At 70.9% G+C, this 22,782-nt stretch carries 15 protein-coding genes and 1 pseudogene; 12 read left to right on the top strand and 4 right to left on the bottom strand.

Annotation, left to right across the window (positions count from 1 at the left end; all coding sequences use genetic code 11):
* Nucleotides 1-133: 133 nt before the first annotated feature.
* The 3 genes from ACN28I_RS38885 to ACN28I_RS38875 all read left to right on the top strand — a co-directional run bounded on the left by ACN28I_RS38885 (nt 134) and on the right by ACN28I_RS38875 (nt 4,587).
* A complete protein-coding gene (locus ACN28I_RS38885; RefSeq protein ID WP_420946941.1) occupies nt 134-3,031 on the top strand; it encodes a 2-oxoglutarate dehydrogenase E1 component in 2,898 nt (965 codons plus the stop codon).
* Nucleotides 3,021-4,238, top strand: a complete 1,218-nt coding sequence (odhB, locus tag ACN28I_RS38880) for a 2-oxoglutarate dehydrogenase complex dihydrolipoyllysine-residue succinyltransferase (RefSeq protein WP_420946940.1) — start codon at nt 3,021-3,023, stop codon at nt 4,236-4,238. Before ACN28I_RS38885 ends, odhB begins: the two co-directional genes overlap by 11 nt.
* A gap of 145 nt (nt 4,239-4,383) precedes the next feature.
* A complete protein-coding gene (locus ACN28I_RS38875; RefSeq protein ID WP_047860205.1) occupies nt 4,384-4,587 on the top strand; it encodes a cold-shock protein in 204 nt (67 codons plus the stop codon).
* A 93-nt stretch (nt 4,588-4,680) separates the two neighbouring features.
* On the opposite strand, the gene ACN28I_RS38870 is transcribed toward ACN28I_RS38875, so the two are convergent.
* Nucleotides 4,681-6,894, bottom strand: a complete 2,214-nt coding sequence (locus ACN28I_RS38870; RefSeq protein ID WP_420946939.1) for a DPP IV N-terminal domain-containing protein — start codon at nt 6,892-6,894, stop codon at nt 4,681-4,683.
* Nucleotides 6,895-7,012: 118 nt separating this feature from the next.
* Between ACN28I_RS38870 and ACN28I_RS38865 the strand changes: the two genes are divergently transcribed.
* The 3 genes from ACN28I_RS38865 (at nt 7,013) to ACN28I_RS38855 (ending at nt 12,220) form a co-directional block, all read left to right on the top strand.
* Nucleotides 7,013-7,777 carry a hypothetical protein gene (locus ACN28I_RS38865; RefSeq protein WP_420948799.1) on the top strand — a complete coding sequence of 255 codons (765 nt, stop codon included), beginning with the start codon at nt 7,013-7,015 and terminating at the stop codon, nt 7,775-7,777.
* Between the two features lie 153 nt (nt 7,778-7,930).
* On the top strand, nt 7,931-9,748 hold the full coding sequence (locus ACN28I_RS38860; protein ID WP_420946938.1) for a methyl-accepting chemotaxis protein: 1,818 nt from the start codon (nt 7,931-7,933) through the stop codon (nt 9,746-9,748).
* Nucleotides 9,749-9,766: 18 nt separating this feature from the next.
* Nucleotides 9,767-12,220, top strand: coding sequence for a glycoside hydrolase family 3 C-terminal domain-containing protein (locus tag ACN28I_RS38855; protein ID WP_420946937.1), 2,454 nt, complete (start codon nt 9,767-9,769; stop codon nt 12,218-12,220).
* A gap of 15 nt (nt 12,221-12,235) precedes the next feature.
* On the opposite strand, the gene ACN28I_RS38850 is transcribed toward ACN28I_RS38855, so the two are convergent.
* Both ACN28I_RS38850 and ACN28I_RS38845 read right to left on the bottom strand, forming a co-directional pair.
* Nucleotides 12,236-12,601, bottom strand: coding sequence for a DUF6184 family natural product biosynthesis lipoprotein (locus ACN28I_RS38850; protein WP_420946936.1), 366 nt, complete (start codon nt 12,599-12,601; stop codon nt 12,236-12,238).
* A gap of 195 nt (nt 12,602-12,796) precedes the next feature.
* Complete coding sequence (locus ACN28I_RS38845) at nt 12,797-14,548, bottom strand: BamA/TamA family outer membrane protein (protein ID WP_420946935.1); 1,752 nt, start codon at nt 14,546-14,548, stop codon at nt 12,797-12,799.
* Nucleotides 14,549-14,687: 139 nt separating this feature from the next.
* Between ACN28I_RS38845 and ACN28I_RS38840 the strand changes: the two genes are divergently transcribed.
* Nucleotides 14,688-15,050, top strand: coding sequence for a response regulator (locus tag ACN28I_RS38840; RefSeq protein ID WP_420946934.1), 363 nt, complete (start codon nt 14,688-14,690; stop codon nt 15,048-15,050).
* Here the strand turns inward: ACN28I_RS38840 and ACN28I_RS38835 are convergent.
* A complete protein-coding gene (locus tag ACN28I_RS38835) occupies nt 15,030-15,914 on the bottom strand; it encodes a cobalamin-binding protein (RefSeq protein ID WP_420946933.1) in 885 nt (294 codons plus the stop codon). The two genes, ACN28I_RS38840 and ACN28I_RS38835, sit on opposite strands and share 21 nt — an antisense overlap.
* A 122-nt stretch (nt 15,915-16,036) precedes the next feature.
* Between ACN28I_RS38835 and ACN28I_RS38830 the strand changes: the two genes are divergently transcribed.
* The 5 genes and pseudogenes from ACN28I_RS38830 to ACN28I_RS38810 all read left to right on the top strand — a co-directional run bounded on the left by ACN28I_RS38830 (nt 16,037) and on the right by ACN28I_RS38810 (nt 21,588).
* Entirely contained in the window at nt 16,037-16,387 is a 351-nt protein-coding gene (locus ACN28I_RS38830; RefSeq protein WP_420946932.1) for a hypothetical protein, read from the top strand.
* Nucleotides 16,384-17,130: a hypothetical protein gene (locus tag ACN28I_RS38825; protein ID WP_420946931.1), complete on the top strand. Its 747-nt coding sequence runs from the start codon at nt 16,384-16,386 to the stop codon at nt 17,128-17,130. The genes ACN28I_RS38830 and ACN28I_RS38825 overlap by 4 nt, the downstream gene beginning before the upstream one ends.
* 250 nt (nt 17,131-17,380) lie before the next feature.
* On the top strand, nt 17,381-19,027 hold the full coding sequence (locus ACN28I_RS38820; RefSeq protein WP_420946930.1) for a serine/threonine protein kinase: 1,647 nt from the start codon (nt 17,381-17,383) through the stop codon (nt 19,025-19,027).
* Nucleotide 19,028: 1 nt separating this feature from the next.
* Nucleotides 19,029-20,909: pseudogene (locus ACN28I_RS38815) on the top strand (TonB-dependent receptor domain-containing protein); the annotation flags it as partial.
* Nucleotides 20,803-21,588, top strand: a complete 786-nt coding sequence (locus ACN28I_RS38810; protein ID WP_420948798.1) for a TonB-dependent receptor domain-containing protein — start codon at nt 20,803-20,805, stop codon at nt 21,586-21,588. The pseudogene ACN28I_RS38815 and the gene ACN28I_RS38810, both read left to right, overlap by 107 nt.
* The last annotated feature ends 1,194 nt before the right edge of the window (nt 21,589-22,782 follow it).

Raw genomic sequence — 22,782 nt, 5'->3', positions numbered from 1 at the left:
AGGTGCGCTCACGTGGCGCATGAATCCTGCTGCTCGCCCCGCCCGCCCGGACTGGGAGACGGGGCGCGGCTGATCAACAAATCGTGCCGAAAACCCCCCAACGGGGCGGCCTTCCAGTAAAAGAGCGCACGCCATGGCGAATTTCCAGGACTCGTACCTCTCCGGCGGAAACATCGACTTCATCGAGGGGCTCTACGCGCGCTACCTCGAGGATCCGTCCAGCGTGGACCCGAGCTGGCGCGAGTTGTTCGAGCGCAACGACGGCGCCGGCCGACCCATCTTCAACAAGACCCTGATCGAACCACCTGCCCCCGTCGTCCCGGGCAAGGAGGGCAAGGGCGACGGCAAGGGCGAGGGCAAGGGCAACAAGGCCGCCGCCGCGGTGGCGCTGGCCCCGCAGACGGCCCCCACGGTCGCCTTCGAGCAGGACATGAAGCTGCAGGCCCGGGTGGATCAGGCCATCTCGGCCTTCCGCCTGCGCGGCCACCTGCGCGCCCAGTTGGATCCGCTCGGCCGGCCCCGCCCGAGCCTGGACCACGTGGCCGACGTGGGCATGGCGGACCAGAAGCACTTCACCGCCACCGAGCAGGAGCAGCTCGTGGAGAGCTTCAACGTCTTCCCCGAGGCGCGGGTGAAGCTCAAGGAGCTGCTGGGCCGGCTGCGCCGCACGTACACCGGCGCCATCGGCGTCGAGTTCATGCAGATGCTCGACAGCGAGCGGCGGCGCTGGCTGATGCGGCGCATGGAGCACACCGAGAACCGCACGGCCTTCACGGTGGACGAGCAGCGCCACATCCTCACCCGGCTGTCCTACGCCGAGGGCTTCGAGAACTTCCTGCACACCAAGTTCATCGGCGCCAAGCGCTTCGCGCTCGATGGCGGCGAGGCCCTGGTGCCCATGCTGGACGCCGTGCTCGAGGTGGGCGGTGACCTGGGCCTCAAGGAAGTCGTCATCGGCATGGCCCACCGCGGCCGCCTCAACGTGCTGACGAACATCCTGGGCAAGAAGCCGGATCAGATCTTCAGCGAGTTCGAGGGCCCGCAGGATCCCAAGCAGCACATGGGCCGCGGCGACGTGAAGTACCACATGGGCTTCAGCTCGGACCACGCCACGCGCGGCGGCAAGAACATCCACCTGTCGCTGGCCTTCAACCCCAGCCACCTGGAAGCGGTGGACCCGGTGGTGGAGGGCCGCGTGCGCGCCAAGCAGGACCGCAGCGGGGACACCGAGCGCACCAAGGTGATGCCGCTGCTCATCCACGGCGACGCGGCCTTCATCGGCCAGGGCGTGGTGGCCGAGACGCTCAACATGGCGGGCCTGGAGGGCTACAAGACGGGCGGCACCCTGCACGTCGTCATCAACAACCAGGTGGGCTTCACCACCGACCCGTCCGACTCGCGCAGCTCCATCTACTCCACGGCCCTGGCGCAGATGCTGGACGTGCCCGTCTTCCACGTGAACGGGGATGACCCCGAGGCGTGCGTCCACGTGGCCCGCCTGGTCGCCGAGTACCGGCAGACCTTCAAGAGCGACGTCGTCATCGACCTCGTCTGCTACCGCCGCTACGGCCACAACGAGGGCGATGACCCCTCGTTCACCCAGCCGGCGATGTACGAGATCATCCGCAAGCACCCGACCGTGCGCACGCTCTACGCGCAGCAGCTCGCGCAGCAGGCGCGCATCTCCGCGGAGGACTCCGAGGCCATCAAGCAGCGCTGCATGCAGGAGTTCGACGCGGCGCTCACCCGCGCCCGCGCGGAGAGCCAGTTCAAGGAGCCCAACGCGCTGGAAGGCCTGTGGCAGCCGTACAAGGGCGGCGCGCACAAGAGCGCCCCGCCGGTCATCACGGCGGTGGACAAGGAGACGCTGCGCTCGGCGCTGAAGAAGCTGAGCGAGGTGCCCGAGGGCTTCAACGTCCACCGCGACGTGGAGCGCACGGTGCTCAAGAAGCGCCAGGGCATGCTCCAGAGCGAGGAGCTGCAGTGGAGCGAGGGCGAGTCGCTGGCCTACGCCACGCTGCTCTCCGAGGGCTACTCCATCCGCGTGAGCGGCCAGGACAGCGAGCGCGGCACCTTCAGCCACCGCCACGCCGTGCTGCACGACGTGAAGACGGGGGCCAACTTCGTCCCCCTGCGGCAGTTCCCCACCGGCCGCGCCCACTTCGACGTCTTCAACAGCCCCCTGTCGGAGATGGGCGTGCTGGGCTTCGAGTACGGCTACAGCCTGGACGTGCCGGACGGCCTCACCATCTGGGAGGCCCAGTTCGGTGACTTCGCCAACGGCGCTCAAATCATCATCGACCAGTTCATCGCGGCCGGTGAGAGCAAGTGGCGGCGGCTGAGCGGCCTCACCCTGCTGCTGCCCCACGGCTACGAGGGCCAGGGCCCGGAGCACTCCAGCGCCCGTCTGGAGCGCTTCCTGAGCCTGAGCGCCGAGGACAACATCCAGGTGGCCTACCCCACCACGCCCGCGCAGATCTTCCACCTGCTGCGCCGCCAGTTGCTGCGCCCGCTGCGCAAGCCGCTCGTCATCATGTCGCCCAAGAGCCTGCTGCGCCGCCCCGAGGCGACGAGCAAGCTGGACGAGCTGGCCACCGGCACCTTCCAGGAGATCATCCTGGACAAGGTGGACCCGGCCGGCGTCACGCGCCTGCTCCTGTGCTCCGGCAAGGTCTACTACGACCTGGTCAAGGCCCGGGACGAGCGCAAGGACGACTCCATCGCCATCGTGCGCGTGGAGCAGCTCTACCCCTTCCCCTTCGACGAGCTGGCAGGCCTCGTCGCGAAGATGCCGAAGCTCACCGAGCTCTACTGGGTGCAAGAGGAGCCCCGGAACTCGGGTGGCTGGCACTTCATGTTCCCCCGCCTGCACGACCTGGCCTCCGCCCGGGGCCAGAACCCGCTGAAGGTGGGCTACATCGGGCGCGCGGAAGCCGCCAGCCCCGCCACCGGCTTCCCCCAGACGCACAACCTGGAGCAGCAGCTCATCGTCGAGGAAGCCATCCTCCGAGGAACCAAGAATGGCCGTTGAACTGAAAGTCCCGCCCCTGGGCGAGTCCATCACTGAAGCCGTCGTCGGAAAGTGGAACAAGAAGAAGGGCGAGGCGGTCTCCGCCGATGAGCCCCTCGTCGTCCTGGAGACCGACAAGGTCACCATCGACGTGCCCGCTCCCGCCGCCGGCGCCATCCTCACCATCGCCTTCAACGAGGGCGACAAGGTGCGCGTGGGTGACGTGCTGGGCACCATCGAGGCCGGCGCTGGCGCCTCCGCTCCCCAGGCCGCCGCTCCGGCCACCGCTCCCGCTCCCGCCGCGGCTCCCGCGGCCGCCGCCGCTTCCGGCGGTGCCGACGTCCGCATGACGCCCACCGCCCGGAAGATCGTCGAGGAGAACAAGCTCGACGTGGCCCAGCTCAAGGGCAGCGGCACCGGCGGCCGCATCACCAAGGAGGACGCGCTCGGCCAGCTCAACCGCCCGGCCGAGGCTCCCGCTCAGCGTGCTCCGGCTCCGGCCGCCCCCTCCGGCCCGCGCCCGCGCGCGGACCGCGAGGAGCGCGTGAAGATGACGCCGCTGCGCCGCCGCGTCGCCGAGCGCCTCGTGCAGGCCCAGTCCACCGCCGCCATCCTCACCACCTTCAACGAGGTGGACATGGGCGCGGTGATGGACCTGCGCAAGCAGCACCAGGAGAAGTTCCTGGCCCGTCACGGCGTGAAGCTCGGCTTCATGAGCTTCTTCATCCGCGCCGCCGTCGAGGCCCTCAAGGCCTTCCCCCAGGTCAACGCGGAGATCGACGGCGACGACGTCGTCTTCAAGCACTACTACGACATCGGCGTGGCGGTGAGCGGCAGCCGCGGCCTGGTGGTCCCCGTCGTGCGCGACGCCGACACCCAGTCCATGGCCGAGCTGGAGAAGAAGGTCGGCGACTACGGCACCCGCGCGCGCAACGACAAGCTCACGCTCGCCGAGCTGCAGGGTGGCACCTTCACCATCACCAACGGCGGCATCTTCGGCTCGATGCTCTCCACCCCCATCATCAACCCGCCCCAGACGGGCATCCTGGGGATGCACAACATCGTGGAGCGCCCGGTGGCCCGCAACGGCCAGGTCGTCATCCGGCCCATCATGTACCTGGCCCTCTCCTACGATCACCGCCTCATCGACGGGCGCGAGGCCGTGCAGTTCCTCGTCCGCATCAAGGACTGCATCGAGGACCCCACTCGGCTCCTGCTGGAAATTTGAAAAACCGCTAAACGGTAGCAACCAGGAAAACAGGGCAGCCGACTAGACAGACGCTCGGCTGCCCGCCTAGCCTTCACTCGTCACCCGACGGACGGGGGACGGGAGAACGAGTTGGCCTCTGGCCGGCTCCTGACGAGGAAGCACAATGGCAACTGGTACCGTGAAGTGGTTCAACGATGCGAAGGGCTTTGGATTCATCGTGCAGGACGGTGGGGGCGAGGACGTGTTCTGCCACCACACCGCCATCAACATGGATGGGTTCCGCACCCTCGCCGAGGGTCAGAAGGTGGAGTTCGAGCTGGCCAAGGGCCCCAAGGGTCTGCAGGCGCAGAACGTTCGCGCCGCCTGATTCCGCTCCGAGCCACTCCTGAGTGGCCTCGGAAGAAGGCCCGGCATCCCAGGGGGGAGCCGGGCCTTTCTCTTTGCGGGCGCGCCCCCGCCCCTACTTCGCCAGGTGCCGCTTGAAGTGGTTCATCACCCACTCGTACTGGCGCTGGGTGACGAGCGGATCCGGCACCATGTGCGTGAGGCCGCTCAGGGGCAGCAGCTCGTGGTGCTTGCCGGCGCGGAAGAGCGCGTCGGAGAGCTTGAGGGTGTGGAAGAAGTAGACGTTGTCGTCCGCGGTGCCGTGGATGAGCAGCAGCGGGGAGAGGGGCTTGCCGGTGTCACGGGCGTAGGTGAGCAGCGAGCTCTTCTCGTAGGCCTCGGGGTGCTGCTGGGGCAGGCCGAGGTAGCGCTCGGTGTAGTGGGTGTCGTAGTCGAGCCAGTCCACCACGGGGGCACCGGCCACGGCGGCCTTGAAGAGGTCCGGGCGCTTGAGGGCGGCGAGCGCGCCCATGTAGCCACCGAAGCTCCAGCCTTGGATGCCCACGCGCTGCAGGTCCACCTCGGGCACCACGGCGGCGAGCGCCTGGACGGCGGCGGCCTGGTCCTCCAGCGTCACGCCGGAGAAGTCCAGGTGCACGGCGCGCTGCCACTTCGCACCGCGCAGCGGGGTGCCCCGGCCATCGAAGCGGGCGATGAGGAAGCCCTGGTCCGCCATCCACTGCGACAGCAGGTGCGCGGCCATGGACTTGTGCACGACGGTGACGGTGGGGCCGGCGTACACCTCGACGAGGGTGGGCAGCTTCTGGCCGGGCTTGCCGTTGCGCGGGCGCACCAGCGAGGAGTGGAACTTGAGCGGGCCCACCTCGCGGTACTCGACGACGGGGACGAAGCCGGGCTCCACGGCCACCGAGGGCAGCTCGCCCACGCGGGTGCCATCCCCCCGCACCACGTAGGTGCGCGGCATGGACTTGGGGCTCGAGTGGGTGATGACGGCCAGGTTGCCGGAGCGGGCCACGCTGCCCATCTCCACGGCCTCACCCGTGGTGCCGGGGCGCACCTGCTCCGGGGCGCCGCCCTCCTTCACGCGCCACAGGTAGCTCTCGGTGGGGTTGGGGCCACCGGTGAAGTAGAGGGTGCGCTCCTTCTCGATGTAGCGGGCGAGGTTGCGGAAGCCCGCCTCCGGCTTCACCAGCGAGCGCGCGAGGGTGCCGTCCGCGTTGCGCAGCTCCACCTCGGGGCCGCCGTTGCGCTCGGTGTACCAGAGGAAGCCGCTGCCATCCTCGAGCCACAGCGGGAAGGTCTGCTCCAGCTCGAGCCAGGCCTCGTCCTTCTCGGTGAGCAGCTCCCGCGTCTTGCCGCTGGCCGTGTCCACCGCGAGCAGCTTCTGCTCCGTCTGCGTGCGGTTCTGCACCAGCACCGTCAGGGAGCCCTTCTTCGGCCACACCACCGTGGCCAGGTACGGGTACTTCTCCGCGTCCCACTGCACCCACACCGTCTTGCCACCCGTGACGGGGGTGATGCCCAGGCGCACCTTCGCGTTGTTCTTGCCCGGCCGCGGGTAGGAGTAGTCCTCCGCGCCCTTCTCCGGGTGCATCACGTCGATGATGGAGAGCTTCTCCACCTGCGCGGTGTCCGACTCGGTGTAGGCGATGAACTTCGCGTCCGGGCTCCACCACCAACCGGAGAAGCGGCTCATCTCCTCCTGGGCCACGAACTCGGCCAGGCCGTGCGTCTTCGCCGGGGTGCCCCCCTTGGTGACGCGGTGCTCCTTGTTGGTGGCCAGCTCGAGGCGGAAGACGTCGTTGTCCCGCACGTACGCCACGTGCTTGCCGTCCGAGGAGAAGCGCGGATCGATGACGCCCGGACCCGTCTTCAGCTCGGTGGACTTCCCGCTGGCACGCTCGACCAGGTAGAGCTTGCCGGAGAGCGGCACCAGGATCCGCTCACCGTCCTCGGAGAGCTGGTAGGAGGTGAAGCCCCGGGCGCTCACGCGCATGCGCTCGCGGCGGGCCTTCTCCTCGGGGGTGAGCGTCTCCTCGGAGCCCTTGAGGATGGCCTCGGGGGTGAGCACTTCCCTGGCCTCGCCGGTGGCCACGTCGAAGGCGAAGAGGGTCTGGATGGGCGCGCGGGGCTGGCCGCGCAGGAAGAGGACGGTCTTCTCGTCGGGGGTGATGCGGGGGTTGACGGGACGCCCGCTCATGAAGCGGCGTGTCTCCGCGTAGTCCCGCAGGAAGGCATCTTGTGAGGCGGTCATGGTTTTCGCGGGGGGCTGCTGGGCGAGGACGGGGGCGCTCGTCAAAAGGAGCGCGGCTGCGAGCAGGATGCGCATGCGGGGCTGACGCCCGGGAGGCGGGCGGTCCCTCCTTTGGGGTAGGAAGCGCGCGCAGCCTACACTCCTGGCGGCGCGCGGCCCGCCAAATGCCGTGCAGGAGCGGTTATTCCCCGTGATGGACGAATCCCACAAGCACCTGCGTCTCGCGGGCGTAATCCGCCTGTCACTCGGCGGCGGGCGGGGCCCGACGGACGCGTACGTGTTCGACCCGCACCGGCTGGCGCTGCCCGCCTGGGCCTGCGCGCTGGAGGACGGGCCGGCGGCGCTGCTGGTGACGCTGGACCGGCACCTGGACCTGGTGGTGCCCCAGGCGCCCGCGGCGGTGCCGGACCGCTCGGCGGGACTGAGGGCCCTGGACGAGCACGCGCGGTGGGCCCTGGACGTGCGCAACTACGACCACGTGCTCGCGGCGATGGAGGCGGGGCTCGTGGGTGACGCGCTGGTGATCGCCCGGGGACGGCCCCGGGGGACCTTCGCCGGAGACGTGTACGTGGACACGCGGGGGCGCCCGCACCGGCTGGTGGTGGTGCCCACGGTGGACCGGGCCGCCGAGGCCTTCAACGCGCCCGCTCCCGGTGACGCGGTGCGCGACGTGCTCGCGTCCGCCGAGCGCATCCTGCTGGACGTGGACCTCGACTGCTTCACCAGCCTGAGCGATGCGGACCCGACGACCGTGCTGCCCTGGCCCCGGGGTGTCATCCGGGACTACCTCCTGCCACCGGACTCGGAGTCCTTCTGGGAGGCGGTGCTCGGCCGGTGTGTCGCGCTGACGCTGGCGCGCGAGCCCCACCACTGCGGGGGGCTGCTGGCCTCGGGGAAGCTCTTCCGGGACGTGGCCGAGGTGCTCTTCCGGGAGCTGCTGCGCACATCACCTCCCTAGCCTTCCCTTTTCCCAGTTTTCCTCTATTTGCAGACACGCCGGGCGGCCCCGGACTAGCATCACACCGGTAGGGAAGCATCCAGGCAGGCGCCGGGATTTCTTCCCCCCGCCTTTCCTTCCGATGCCCTCCCTCTGGGAGAATGGCCCCGCCTCATGAACGGCTCGCCCCCGCAGACGGTCATTCCTCCGCAGCTCGCCCGACGGATCCACCTCGTCATGCTGGCGTGGCTCACCCCCTCCGCGCCCATCGCCGGCTACCTCCTCGCGTTGTCGCTGGGGCTCTCGGCCCAGGACCACATCTGGGCCCTGCTGCATGTGCTGCCCGTCGTCTTCGTGGTGGCGGCGCTGCTGATCCCCTGGTCGGGGATCTCCTGGCTGCTGCGGAGCAACCTCCCCGCCCGGCCCGACGAGCCTCCCCAGGAGCGGCTCGCCCGCCTGCAGATGCTGCCCTGGAAGCTCGCGTTCGTGGGGACCCAGGTTCCTGCCCTCGTGGGCGGCCTCATCTATGTCGTCCCGTTGGTGAGCCGGACCGGCAAGCACTCCTTGATGATCGGCCTCGGGTTCCTGGTGGCCGCCACCATCGGCCAGGTGCTGGCCCTGCCCGTGGGCATCAAGCTCGAGCAGATGTTGATGCCGCTCGTCGTCGAGGAGCGCAACCGTCTGCGGGTGCACGCCAGTGGACGGGGACTCTTCTGGCCGAGGCAGCGCTGGTTCCTGCCCTACGTGTTCGCCACCACCCTGACGAGCACCCTGGTGCTCTCGGGACTGGTGTTCGTCATGCAGACGCTCGAGCTGCGCGACCAGCAGATGCGGGCCATCCGCGAGGACACGTCCATCTCCCAGGCCCAGGCCGAGCTGATCGCCCAGAAGCTGCACGGCTTCAGCGACAACCTGCTCTCGACGATGGGCCCGCCGCTGCTGGCGCTGGGGGCGTTCGTCCTCATCGTCCTGTCGCTCGCCGCGTGGATGCTGGCGCGGCGGCAGGTGCGCGCGACGGCGGCCGTGCTGGAGGCCATCGAGGCCCTGGCCAAGGGCGCCCCCTTCGCGCCCCGCTGGGCCTCCACCGATGAGATGGGAGACCTCGCGGCGGGCATGGTCACGGTGCTCGAGCGGCTGCAGGAGATTCCCACCCGCCTCCAGGCCTCGGCCACCATGCTGCTGTCGGCGAGCACGGCGCTCGGCTCCGCGAGCAACCAGCAGCGCCAGCGGCTGTCCGAGCAGGCCGCCATGCTGCAGCAGGCCCAGCTCACCTCGGAGGAGATCCGCACCACCTCCGAGCTGGCCTCGCACAAGGCCGAGAGCGTGCTGAGCGTGGCCGGCCACGCGGGACAGCTCGGCCAGTACGGCGAGGAGGCGCTGGACCGCACCCTGACGGGCCTCAACACCATCCGCGACTTCGTGGACGGCATCCGCGGCAAGGTGCTGCGGCTGCAGGAGAGCGCCACGCAGATTGCCCACATCGCCGTCACGGTGAAGGACCTGGCCGACCAGTCCCACCTGCTGGCGCTCAATGCCTCCATCGAGGCCGCGCGCGCCGGAGACCAGGGCGCGGGCTTCGCCGTGGTGGCCAGCGAGATTCGCAAGCTGGCGGATCAGACCATCCGGGAGAACGCCCTCATCCGCAAGAGCCTGCTGGACATCGGCACGGCCATCCGGGACGTGGTCTCCATGAGCGAGCAGGGCGCCCTGCAGGTGGAGGGCGGCCTGGAGATGGTGAAGTCCTCGGGCAACAACCTGCGCGAGATGTCGCTCATCATCCAGGAGAACGCCGCGGCCGTGCGGCAGATCGCCGTCGCGGTGAACCAGCAGAACACGGGCATTTCGCACATCTTCAACGCCATCACCCACATCTCCGCGGGCATGGACGAGACGATGAAGCGGCTGGACACGACGCTGCAGGCCACCGAGACGCTCCAGGCCGTCACCCGCGAGGTGACGGAGATCGCCCGCCGCTACCAGCTCAACCGCTGAGGGCGTAAGACGCGGTGCATGAGACGTGAAACGAAGGAGCCCCAGGAGGACGTGGCCGCGAAGCTGGCCGCCATGACGCTCGAGGAGAAGGTGGCGCTGTGCGCGGGCCGCGATCTCTGGACGCTCGGCGGCGTGCCGCGGCTGGGCGTGCCCCCCATCGTCCTCACCGACGGCCCCCACGGCGTGCGCCTGATGAAGGGGGACCCCGGCCAGGCGGCGAACCTGGCCACGAGCGAGCCGGCCACCTGCTTCCCCACCGCCTCCTCCCTCGCGGCCACCTGGGACGTGGCGCTGCTCGAGGAGGTGGGCGTGGCGCTCGGCGAGGAGGCCCGGGCCATGGGGGTGAGCGTCCTGCTCGGGCCCGGCGCGAACATCAAGCGCACGCCCCTGTGCGGCCGCGACTTCGAGTACTTCTCCGAGGATCCGCTCCTCTCCTCGCGCATGGCGGGCGCGTGGATCCGCGGCGTGCAGCGCACCGGCGTGGCCGCCTCCCTCAAGCACTTCGCCGCCAACAACCAGGAGGAGCGCCGCACGTACATCGACGCGCGGGTGGACGCGCGCGCGCTGCGGGAAATCTACCTCGCGAGCTTCGAGCACGCCGTCACCGAGGCACGGCCGTGGACCGTCATGGCCGCCTACAACCGGCTGGAGGGCACGTACTGCGCCCAGCACCCGTGGCTGCTCACCGGCGTCCTCCGGGAGGAGTGGGGCTTCGACGGCGTGGTGGTGTCCGACTGGGGCGCCATCGACGTGCGCGCCGAGTCGCTCGTCGCCGGATGTGACCTGGAGATGCCCGGGTCCCTGGGGCGGGGGGATACGGCCCTCCTGCGCGACGTGCGCTCCGGGCGGGTGCCGCTCGCGACGCTGGACGCGGCGGTCACGCGCATCCTCCAGCTCATCCAGCGCACGGCCCGGGCGCGCGAGGCCGGCCATACGTACGACAAGGAGGCCCACCACGCGCTCGCGCTCCGGGCGGCCGCGGAGGGCGCGGTGCTCCTGAAGAACGAGGGCGGCCTCCTGCCGGTGAGCCCCGCCTCGTACCTGGCGGTCATCGGCGCCTTCGCGCAGGTGCCTCGCTACCAGGGAGCGGGCAGCTCGGAGCTCACGCCCACGCGGTTGGAGGACGCGCTCGGGGCGCTGCGTGCGCGCGTCGCGGAGGCCGGCGGGCGCCTCACCTACGCTCCGGGGTACGGCCGGCACGAAGATCGCCCCGACCCGGCGCTCATCGCCGAGGCGTGCGAGGCGGCGCGCCATGCGGACGCCGTGCTGCTCTTCGTCGGCCTGCCCGAGGCCTACGAGACGGAAGGGCTCGACCGGGAGTACCTGCGCCTGGCGCCCGCGCACGATGCCCTCGTTCGCGCGGTGGCCGAGGTCAACCCGCGCGTCGCCGTCGTCCTGAGCAACGGGGCCCCCGTGGAGATGCCATGGCATGCCCAGGTGCCGGCCATCCTCGAGGCCTACCTCGGCGGGCAGGCGGGGGGCGGCGCCGTGGCGCGCGTGCTGCTCGGGGACCTGGAGCCCGGGGGACGCCTGGCGGAGACCTTCCCGCTGCACCTGGAGGACCTGCCGGTGAGCGCCATGCCCAAGGGGCCGCGGGTGCTCGAGTACCGGGAGAGCCTGTACGTGGGCTACCGCTACCACGACGCGGCCGGCACGGACGTGCTGTTCCCCTTCGGGCACGGGCTCTCGTACACCACGTTCGCGTACGCGGACCTCGCCCTCGACGCCGAGCGGCTGCGCGACGGCGACACGCTGGAGGTCTCCGTCACCGTGACGAACACCGGCCCGCGCCCGGGCGCCGAGGTGGTGCAGGTGTACGTGCACGCCATGGCACCCGGCGTGTTCCGGCCCCCTCAGGAGCTGAAGGCCTTCACGAAGGTGCGGCTCGCCCCGGGCGAATCGCGGCGGGTGCGGCTGACGCTCGACCGGCGCGCCTTCGCCGTCTGGGACGCCGCCCAGGGGGGCTGGGCGGTGGAGCCCGGCGCCTACGAGGTGCGCGTGGGCAGCTCCTCGCGGGACGTGCGCGCTCGCGCCCAGGCGGAGCTCACCTCCGAGGCCCCTCCCGCGCTCCGGGACGTGCCCGCGGTGTACCGGGACGTGCGGGCGCCGGGGGGCTTCAGCCACGAGGCCTTCGCCGCCCTGTACGGCGCCCCCCTGCCGGAGAACACCCGCGAGGTGCCCGGCGCCTTCACCCTCAACACCCCGCTCATGGACATGCGGGCCTCGCCCGTGGCGCGCTTCATCCACGCGCGCATGTTCGCCGAAGCGAGCAGGGTGCTGGGGAAGGCCAAAAAGGACATCTCCCCCGTCCTCCGAAGCATGCTGGAGGAGGCCTCGCTCCGCTCCCTGTGGCTCGCCAGTCAGGGCCTCCTGCGACGGCCCCTCCTCGAGGCGCTGCTCTCCCTGAGCAACGGCCGCTACACGCGGGGAGCCCTCGCGATTCTGCGGGCCGCGCTCACGCTGGGGCGATGACGCTCCACCGGGCGCTCAGTCCTCGGTTTCCTGGCAGATCGAGCCCGCGCCACAGACGAAGAACACGGTGTTGAGGTAGTCCGCCGCGCTCGAGCACGAGGTGGTGCGGATGCGCTCCAGGCACGTCTCGAACCCCTTCTCGTTGATGGCGGGGCAGTTGTTCGCCGTCCACGCGGACTGGAAGAAATCGCGGGTCTTCACCTCGCACTCGTTCCGGTCCTGGAACTCCTTGCCCTCGCCGGAGCCGATTTCATCGCACTCCGCGTAGTAATCGCAGGCGGCCCGGGTGGCCTGGACCTGGGCATCCTCGCGGGTGGTGGGGCCACACGCGGGGAGAACGACGAGCAGGGACAGCAGGGAGAGGGAGGACGAGAGGCGCATAGGGGTGACTCGCGATACGGGGTGAGAGGTTGGGTAAGACGACGTGCTCCCCATGAGCAAGGGGCGGACCAACGCCAAACCCGCGAAACGACGAGGACGCGGTGCGGGGGTTGTAGGCTCGAGACAACAGGGGAGCGCCGGAACTGTAGACCGCGGCCAACACCAAAGCAGCAGGGACCTGAAGCAGGCCACGCGCTAGAGCGGCGCGTCCAGGAAGCCGGGCCGGAACTCCGTCACCTGCCCGCCGCTGAAGGAGAAGCGGCCGGCGAACTCGGGCCGCTCGTCATTGAGGACGTACCCGAAGTCGAGGCGGAACGGGAAGGTGTTGAACTGGGGGAAGAGCAGCCGCAGCCCCACGCCCACCGAGTGCACGAAGCGGGGGCCCTCGTCGAACGCCGAGCCCGCGTCGTAGAAGAGCACGCCGCCCAGGTGCACCGTATAGAGGATGAGGGGCCGGGTGCGGTACTCCACGTTGACCAGCGCCGTGCGCCTGCCCGAGTAGGCCTCCGGCCGCGCGCCCCGCAGTCCGTTGCCGCCGCCGAGCAGCAGCACGCGCTCGTTCAGGTCGTCGATGTTCACGTCCAGCAGGCCGCGCACCACGAAGCGCCCGCCGAGCACCTTCGGAGACACCTGCTGGAACTCCGCGGCCCAGCGGCGGTTGACCCACGTCCCCGCCCCCTCCCCTCCGAGAATCCGGCGCACGGAGGCGGCCGTGGCCCATGAGGAGAGCGCGTCCCCCAGGCGCACGCGGTAGCGGGCGGTGAGGCCCACCTCGGCGAAGTGGCCCGCCGTGGCCAGCAGCGCGGGCGCGTAGCGTGCCGTGGCGGTGAGGTAGGGCCCCACCTGGAAGTCCTCGGAGAGGGCATAGGAGTCCACGTCGCGCATCACCTCGTAACGCGTCTCCCAGAAGCGCGCGTAGCCGAGCACGTAGGTGGCGTCCTCGCCCCGAGGCAGGTAGGTGTCGCGCAGCCACGCGCGCCGGGCCTCGTCCAGCCCGGAGTCCGCGGGAGCCCCATAGCGCCGGTGGTACACGCCCACGCCGCCGCCCGCGTCCAGCTTGTAGCGCGAGCCCCAGGAGCGCAGGTACAGCGTGCTCCCGCTGAGCTCGCGCGCATCGTAGATGTAGGGCACCGTCCCGCCGTCGGGGTACGGCAGGGCCCACACGTCGGCGCCGCGGAAGACGCGGATGGGCTGCACGCGCCACACCGCCTGCGCCTGGAAGCTCCACGGCGTGTCCAGCGCGTAGAAGGGCCGCGTCACCAGCACGCTGCCGCGCGAGCCCTCGAGCTGGCCGCTCTCGCGTCCGACGATGAGCGAGGCCGTCTCACTGAGGTACCAGCGGCTGCCGCCCAGGCGCGGGTCCACGTACGTCTGCCCGAAGCTCAGCGAGTCCCGGCGCAGCAGGAAGTCGAGCGCCACCTTCTTGTTCAGCCCGAGGAAGTTCTGCTCGGTGCCCTGCAGCCGCAGCGACTGCACCAGCGTGCCGACGATCTGGAAGTCCTGGTTGAGCCGCAGCGACCAGAGATCCTTGGTGATGATGAGCAGCGACACCGCGTCCGGCGTGGAGCCCCGCACCGGCACCACGCGCACCACCGCGAAGATGCCCAGCTTGCGCAGGTTGCGCGCCGTCTCCAGGGCCAGCGCCGCCGAGTAGGGCGCCCCGGGCTTCAGCAGCACCTCGCGCCGGATGACCGCCTCGCGGGTCCGCGCGTGGAACACGTTGAGCAACAGCGGATACGGGTCACTCGGGGCGACGACGTCCTCGGAGGCCACGAGCACGGCCTCCAGGCGCTTGCCCTCGGGCTCGGGCTCGAGGCTCCGGCCCCCGTCGAGGGACAGGCCCCACTGCACGAGCGCGTCCTCGTAACCCCCGGTGGGCGGAGCGGGGTCCGCCGCCAGCAGGGGGGCGAGGAGGAGGGGCAGCCAGGCGAGCGACACAGTCCTCATCCTGACACGCCGAAAGGGCTCGGGAATACGCTAGTGAACAGCTCCGGCCCCTGCCGGACTGGAGGGGATTCCCGGGCATGGCCGGAAGCGGGAAACTTCCGGCTTTGAAGCGATGCACCCCGTAACGTCCGGACGCAACGTGAAGATTCTCCTGGTAGAGGACAACGAGGACATCCGCGAAGGGCTGACCGATCTCCTCGAGAGCGAGGGGTATTCGGTGGCCGGCAGCGGTACCGCGGAAGAGGGTCTGGCCCGCTTGAGGGCCGAGTCCTTCCACCTGGTCATCACCGACTACATGCTTCCCGGCCAGAACGGCGATTGGCTGTTGGAGCAGGCGGAGCGGGAGCACCGGTTGCACGGCACGGGCGCGTTGATGATCACCGCCCATCCCCGGGTCCGGCCTCCAGCGGGCGTGCGGCTGATGCACAAGCCGCTGGATATCGACGACTTCCTGCGGGTGGTGAGCGAGTCCCTCCCCCACTTACGCGCGGTCGGCGGGTAGCGGCGCGGCCCGCAAATCTCCCGGACGTGGCGCGGGCAGCTTCTCGCCCCGGGCGATGGCCGCCACGATGCTCGCGAGCTGCTCCACCCCATCCGACAGGGCCGCCGGGCCCGGTTGGAGGATGAACGGGCTCTTCACCTCGTAGAGCTGGTCGTCCACCACCGCCGTCACCCGCTCCCACCCCGGCCGCGTGACGATCTTCTCGCGCTTCGCCTTGCGGCCACACCAACTGGCGATGACGCCCTCCGGGTCTCTCCGGGCCACCTCGGCCGGCTCGAAGATGCGGCCCTTGGCGCCCTGGTGCTCGCGCGACTCGCGGCACACGTCCTCCCCGCCCACCAGCTCCACCAACTCCGAGCACCAGCGGATGCCGGAGATGAGCGGCTCGTGCCACTCCTCGAAGAAGATGCGGGGCCGGCGCGGCAGCCGCTCCGCCGCCTCCGCGTGCCGCACGAGGTTGGCTTCCAACTCGTCCGCCAGCGTCTCCGCCGCCTCGGCCCGCCCCACCAGCGCGCCCACCACCCGCACCGTCTGGAGGATCTCGGCGAGCGAGCGCTGGTTGAAGAGGTACACGGGCACCCCGCGCTTGCACAGCTCGCGGCCGATGTCCGCCTGCAGGTCCGAGAAGCCCAGGACCAGGTCCGGCTTCAGCTCGAGGATGCGCTCGAAGTTGGCGTCCAGGAAGGAGCTGACGCGCGGCTTCTTGCGGGCCTCGGGCGGACGCACGGTGAAACCGGAGACGCCCACCACGAGGTCTCCGGCGCCGATGCGGTACAGCGTCTCGGTCGTCTCCTCGGTCATGCAGACGATGCGCTGGGGGTAGCGCGGCGCGGAGGAGAGCAGGGCCTTCCATCGGTCGGTCATGGGCCGCAGTGTAAGGCTTCAACGGCCCTGGATCGGCGCCCGATGCGTGCCCCCCGGGCTTCCTTCCACCCGCCCTTCCGGACCATGCTCTCCCCTACCCCGAGCCGGGGATGGCGACCGACATGACTCCCGCACGCACGATCTCCCGCACCTGGGTGCTCCTCCTCCTCCTGGCGGTGGCCTCGAGCGCCTGCGGCCCCCGCACCAAACAGCAGCGCCAGGCCTACGGCGAGAAGCGGACCGACGAGGCCACCCTGCTGCTCAACGAGGCCACGAACCACCTGCGGGAGCTGAACGCGGACCGGGCCGAGCCCCTGCTCGCCAAGGCGAAGGAGGTGCTGGCCCACCCGGACGTGAACCTGTCGCCCGAGGGGGAGATGCTGCGCTCGGAGCTGTCGGAAGCTCCAGGCGCGCGTGCCCCGGGTGCGCGAGGAGAAGGTCCGGCGGGAGAAGCAATCCATCGCGGACCGTGAGCGCAAGGAAGCTCGAGGCGGCGGTGGAGAAGCAGCGGGACTCGGTGGTGGAGGCGATGTTCGCGGTCACCGAGGCGCTGGATGCACTGGAGACGAAGGAAGCCGGAAGCGCGCAGGTGACGGCGGCGAGCGAGGCCATCCAGCGCACCCGGGAGCGGCTGCGGACGGGCAAGGAGCTGGAGGCGAGGAGCGAGGACTACGCGGCCTCGGCGCGGAGCACCGAGCGGAAGCTGGAGCAGGCGGAGGTCCGGCTGAAGCAGGGGCGGAGGGTGATCGACTTCGTGTCCGGGCCGCTCGGCGAGAGCCAGGAGGCGCCGGAGCTGGAGAAAAAGGCGCGGCGGGAGAAGGACATCGCGGCGCGGCTCTCGCTCTACACGGAGGTGCGGGACCGCTACCGCCGCTGCGGGAGCGAGGCGGAGAAGCTGCTCTCCGAGGCCCCCGAGCTCGCGCGCAGCCCCCTCCCGGTGAAGGGCCGCCCGATGGTGCTCAAGGCCGTGGCCGCCGGGTGCAAGAAGAAGGCGGGCCTCACCCAGCGCGCGGTGGTGAAGCTGGAGAAGGCCCAGGTGAAGTGGGAGAAGGCCCAGGCGAAGCGGGAGGCCGCCCGGGAGAAGAAGGAGAAGCTCAAGGCCGCCCGGGAGAAGGCCAAGGAGGCCGCCCGGGAGAAGAAGGAGAAGCTCAAGGCCGCCCGGGAGAAGGCCAAGGAGGCCGCCCGGGAGAAGGCGCTCGCGCGCAAGCGCAAGTAGGCCTCACTTGACGCGGTGCGCAAGCCACCCTCGGCCCGGGGCTGATGGCTCGCACGCAGCGCGTCAGGGAAGGACTCCGCAGGTGAACCTGTCTGGCACGTGACGGATGTGCGCGGGGGCCGTATTGTCGGCCCCTGACGAAACGGGATTCCAGCAGCTCCCTGCTTTTCGGAGTCGGCGAGTCTGGTGGTAGCATACGAGACAGGTCACATTTCACACCCCGCCCACCCGGCGGGCGGTGGGGGAGCTCATGGTACAAAGCGGCGCGCAGGCCCCAAGCGCACCGGCCGACGTCGGAGATCCCCTCATCGGCCGGATCCTCAACGACAAGTTCCGCATCGTGGAGGCGCTCGGCTCCGGGGGCATGGGCCGCGTGTACAAGGCCGTGCAGTCGCCGCTGGACCGGTTGGTGGCCCTCAAGGTCCTCAACCCCCAGTACAGCGAGGGCAAGGACCCGGGCTTCCAGAAGCGCTTCTTCCTGGAGGCGGCCGTCACCGCCAGGCTGCGCCACCCCAACACCGTCACCGTCATCGACTACGGCAGCACGGACGATGGCGTGCTGTACATCGCCATGGAGTACCTGGAGGGGCAGACGCTGGCGCAGCTCCTCACGCAGATGGGGCCGCTGCCCTGGATGCGGGTGATGAACATCACCCAGCAGGTGGCGCGCTCGCTGCGCGAGGCGCACCGCGTGGGCCTCATCCACCGCGACCTCAAGCCCGCCAACATCATGGTCCTCAACCAGGAGGACGACCATGACGTGGTGAAGGTGCTGGACTTCGGCCTGGTGAAGTCCTTCCTGCCGGACCGGGGCGGGCCCAACGAGACGGAAATCACCCAGGCCGGCGTCATCCTCGGCTCGCCGCAGTACATGGCGCCCGAGCAGGCGCGCAACGTGTCCGACCCGCGCAGCGACGTGTACTCGCTGGGCGTGGTGATGTTCCAGATGCTGATGGGGCGCCCGCCCTTCCAGGCGGCGCAGAGCATCGACGTCATCTTCAAGCACCTCAACGAGGCCCCGCCCGTCTTCGCCGCCGTCTGGCCCGCGCACACCGTGCCGCAGGAGGTGGAGGCGCTGGTGATGCGCTGCCTCTACAAGCGCCCCGAGGAGCGCTTCCAGTCCATGGACGAGGTGCTGGAGGGCATCCGCCGCGCCGCCGCGTCCGCGGGCTTCAGCGGGGCCTTCTCCAGTCCGCGCAACGCCGTCACCGGCGGCTTCGTGGCCATCCCCCCTCCTGGCAGCGGCCCCATGTCGGGCCCGCAGACCGGCCCCCTGCCCTCCCCCGGCTCCACGGGCGCGAGCACCGTGGCGCTGGACATCGCCGTGGAGGAAGTACCCGCGAAACCGGCCGCCCGGCGCACGCTGCCCCTGGCCCTCTTCGCCGGCTCGCTGATGATCGGGCTCACGGTGGCCGCGGTGGTGGCCCTGCGCGCCCCCGCGCCCCAGCCCCTTCCCGCGCCCGAGCCCGTCCAGGCGGTGGCGCCAGCGGTGAAGACGCCCGCCCCCGAGCAGCCCGCGCCCGCGGAGCCGCCCCCCGCCACCGCCGAGGCCGCGCTCCCGGAGCCCGCCGCCGAGCCCGTGGCGGAGGCCGCCCCGCCCGCCCCGGCCGAGCCCGTGGCCATCCGCTTCCTGATCGACAGCGAGCCCGGCGGCGCGAAGGTGCTGTACGAGGGACGCGTGGTGGGACAGACGCCCGTGGAGCTGCCGGTGCCCCCGGACGCCGATGGCCGCGCGAGCGCCCGCCTCACCTTCGCGTTGGAGGGCTACCACCGCGTCACCTTCATCGCCCGGGGCGAGGGGCCGGAGGTGCGCCACACGCAGAAGCTGAAGAAGAAGTCCGGTTCCCGCTCCGCGTCGGACAGGAAATCCGCCGGGTACAAGGACGACCCCTACTGAGATGGTGATGAACCCAACCGCCCTGAAGCGAGCGGGCGCCCTCGCGCTGATGCTGTACGCGGGGAGTGCCTTCGGCGACGCGCGCCTGGAGGCCCGCCGTCATTTCCGCACCGGCATGAGCCTCATCGCCCAGGGTCAGTACGACCAGGGCATCTCCGAGCTGCTGGTGGCTTATTCCATCAAGCCCCACCCCAACGTCCTCTACAACATCGCCCGCGCGTACCAGGACGCGGGCCGGTTGACCGAGGCGGCCGACTACCTGCGGCGTTACATCGCCGCCAACCCGCCGGACGTGGCCACGGCGCAGGCCACGCTGGTGAAGTTGGAGGAGTCGCTGCGGGCCGCCGAGGCGGCGAAGCAGGCCGAGGCGGCGAAGCCCGGCGAGCCGGTGGTGCCGGGGAAGAAGCCCGGAGGACTGCCCCCCATGCCCGCGCCCCCCGGGGCCGAGGCGGCCCGCTCGCTCGCGGTGCTGGTGGAGCGGCTGGAGAAGGCCATCGCCCGCGCCGAGTCCCTGCCCGCGGCGCCGGCCGCCACCAGCCCCGAGAAGCCCACGCCGGCCGGTGAAGCCCTCGAGGCCGAACCCGTGGCCGCCTCCGGGCTGGACGAGGGCGAGGTGCCCTACGAGGAGCGCGTGGTGACGGCCAGCCGCCGTGCCCAGTCCTCGCTGGAGGCCCCCAACGCCACCTCCGTCATCACCTCCGAGGACATCCGCCTGTCGGGCGCCACCACCCTGCCGGAGCTGCTGCGCCGCGTGCCGGGCGCCGACGTGATGATGCTCGGGCCGGGCAGCGCCAACTTCTCGGTGCGCGGCTTCAACCAGCGCGTGGCCAACAAGGTGCTGGTGCTGGTGGACGGCCGCACCGAGTACCAGGACTTCCTGGGCATGACGCTCTGGTCGTCCATGCCGGTGGAGCTGGAGGACATCGAGCGGATCGAAGTCATCCGCGGCCCGGGCAGCGCGCTCTACGGCGCCAACGCGATGCTGGGCGTGGTCAACATCATCACCCGCACGCCGGGCACCGGCCCCAAGGCACGCTTCCAGGCCCACGCCGGCAACGCCAACGCCGCGGGGGGCAGCTTCGTGAGCCATGGCGGCTCGGGCGGGCTGCGCTACCGCGCCTCGGCGGCGTACTCGCAGGCGGACAAGTGGAGCCGGGACTTCGCGGATGACCGGCCGGACGTGGCGGTGACGGACCCGCAGCCCAACCTCGGCCTGCGCAGCGCGCGCGGCAGCCTGGCCACCAGCTACAAGTTCGACTCGGGCGTCGAAGTGGGCATGTCCGGCGGCATCAACCGCTTCTACACGGAAATCTACCCGCTGGGCCTGCTGCGCAACTTCTACCTGGACGGGGTGAGCGCCTTCGCCAAGCTGGACGTGGGGCTGGGGCCTCTCAAGGTGAAGGCCTTCTGGAACCACCTCGGGGTGGACGCGGGGCCGCAGTACGAGCCCGTGGGGCAGCGCTCGCTGGCCACGCGCGTCGATTCCAACCTCTTCAACGGCGAGGTGCTCTACAGCAAGAGCTTCCAACTGCTGGGCGAGCACCAGGTGAACGTGGGCGTGGAGGGCCGCCTCAAGCGCGTGGCGTGGAGCTACCTGGGCCCGCTGCGCGAGGAATTCCACGCCGCGGCCTACGTGCAGGACGAGTGGCGGCTGGCCCAGCCCCTGCGCGTGGTGGCCTCCTACCGCGTGGACCGGCACCCGCTGCTCGACAAGGGGCAGCCGGGCCTGGCGCACTCGCCGCGCATCTCCGCCCTCTTCATGCCCTTCGAGGGCCATGCCTTCCGCGCCAGCGCGGCCTCGGCCTTCCGCGAGCCCACGTTCCTGGAGAGCTACATGGGCGTGCGCGTCCCCATCCCGGGCGTCAACGGCGCCAGCGCGCTCTCCCTGGGCAACCGGGCGCTCCAGGCCGAGCGGATGGTGGCGCTCGAGCTGGGCTACCGCGGCGAGGCGCCGGAAGCTCGGCATGGACTGGGACGTGGCGCTCTACCAGCACACGGTGAGCAACCTCATCCACCTGTCCGCCGTGCGTCCCCTGCCCGCGGGCGAGTCCTGGGACGCGGAGACGGGCACGTACCTGCTGGGCCGCTCCCTCTTCGAGAACGAGGCGGCCGTCTACACCGCGCGCGGCGCCGAGGCCGGCGTGACGCTGGCCCCGGTGGATGGGCTCGGCATCAAGGCCAGCGCCGCCTTCCAGCAGGTGGCGGCCAATGGGGAGAACGGCCTGTGCGGCCCGTGCAGCCAGGCGCCCCAGGTCAAGCTGTTCGGCGCCATCACCTACCGCACGCGCCAGGCCCTGGAGCTGGGCGTGGACGCGGCCTGGACGTCCGCCACCACCTGGGTGGAGCGCGAGCCCTCGTCGAAGGACCCCACCGTCATCGAGCCGCTGGCCAACACGCTGCCCGCCTACGCCGTCATCAACGCCCGCGTGAGCTACACGCCGGTGAAGGACCGGGTGTCGGTGGCCCTGGTGGGCTCCAACCTGGGCCCCACGCACGCCCAGCACCCCTTCGGCAACCGCATCGAGCGCCGCGTGCTCGCCCTCCTGACGGTGACCCCATGAGCTTCTCCTCCTCCAAGACGCTGGTGGGCCTGGCGCTCGCGTCCGTGCTCGCCACCGGCTGCGAGCCCCCGCCCGTGGTGCCCACCGCGGACCAGCGGCAGAACCAGAACCTGTCCCGCATCGAGGGCCAGGTGGTGGTGCAGAGCCAGGCGCGCGGCAACGCCATCGTCCTGCTCTACGACGCCGCCCGTCCGCCTCCGCCCCAGGGCTCGGGCCGCCCGCTGAGCTTCACCGTCATCCCCGCGGAGAAGCTCTTCGGACCGGCGCAGCCGGGCTCCTCCGGCCCCTTCACCGCGCCCTTCTCCTTCAGCCTCGTGGCCCCGGGGCGCTACCTGCTGCGCGGCTTCATCGACTCGGACACGTGCCTCACGGGCGCGACGCCCTGCCACGGCCCGGACTTCATCCCCTGGTACAGCATCACCGGCGAGCCCAACGCCGGAGACGTGGGCGGCGCCGCGGTGGACCCCGTCACCCGCGTGCCTCGCGTGGTGGAGGTGGCCGCGGGCCCGGACGGCGCCCTCCAGGCCGCCACCGGCGTCATCGTGAGCTTCAGCGACTCGAGCACCGTCCCCACCGAGCGGCCCGCCTTCCGCGTGGAGGGAGACTCCCGGTTCGATCCCTCGGCGGGCACCAAACGGCTCGACCTCTGGTCCCTGCGAATCCAGGAGGGTGTGGTGTCCGCGGGCCATGCCGGCCTGGTCGTGCGCTGCGTGGACGACAACGGCGACGGCGTCCCCGACGACGCCAACGGGGACGGCGTGCCGGACCTGTGGCCGCGCGTGCTGGTGCGCAAGCTGACGAGCTGGCCGGGCCTCACCGAGGCGCAGAAGCTCGCCGACGAGAACGACCTGGACCGGGATGGAGTCCTCGATCCCGTGGGCGCCGACTACCCCCGGGCCGATGGCACCAGCGACGGGCTGCCGGACCAGGTGGTGCTCGCCGCGGGGCTGGCGCCGGACCCGGCGTTGATGGACGCCCTCCTCGAGCGCGATGAATCCCCATGTGTGGAAGTGGTGCCTTCACTGGGAGTCCTCGTGCAGCCCCTGGCGCTCGACGTGCGCGACCCGGCCAACCGGCAGCCCCTGAAGTCGGTGCCCTCCGGACGCTACGCCGTCACGCTCGTCCAGTTCACCGGCCAGACGTGGCGCGTGCCCAACGAGCTGTCTCCCACCCTGGCGGCCGAGGACGGACTGC

It is taken from the genome of Archangium gephyra (genome assembly GCF_049060025.1).
Classification (GTDB): Bacteria; Myxococcota; Myxococcia; order Myxococcales; family Myxococcaceae; genus Archangium; species Archangium gephyra_A.
The sequence above is the reverse complement of the archived record's forward strand: the minus strand, read 5'-3'. Positions and strand labels throughout refer to the sequence as shown.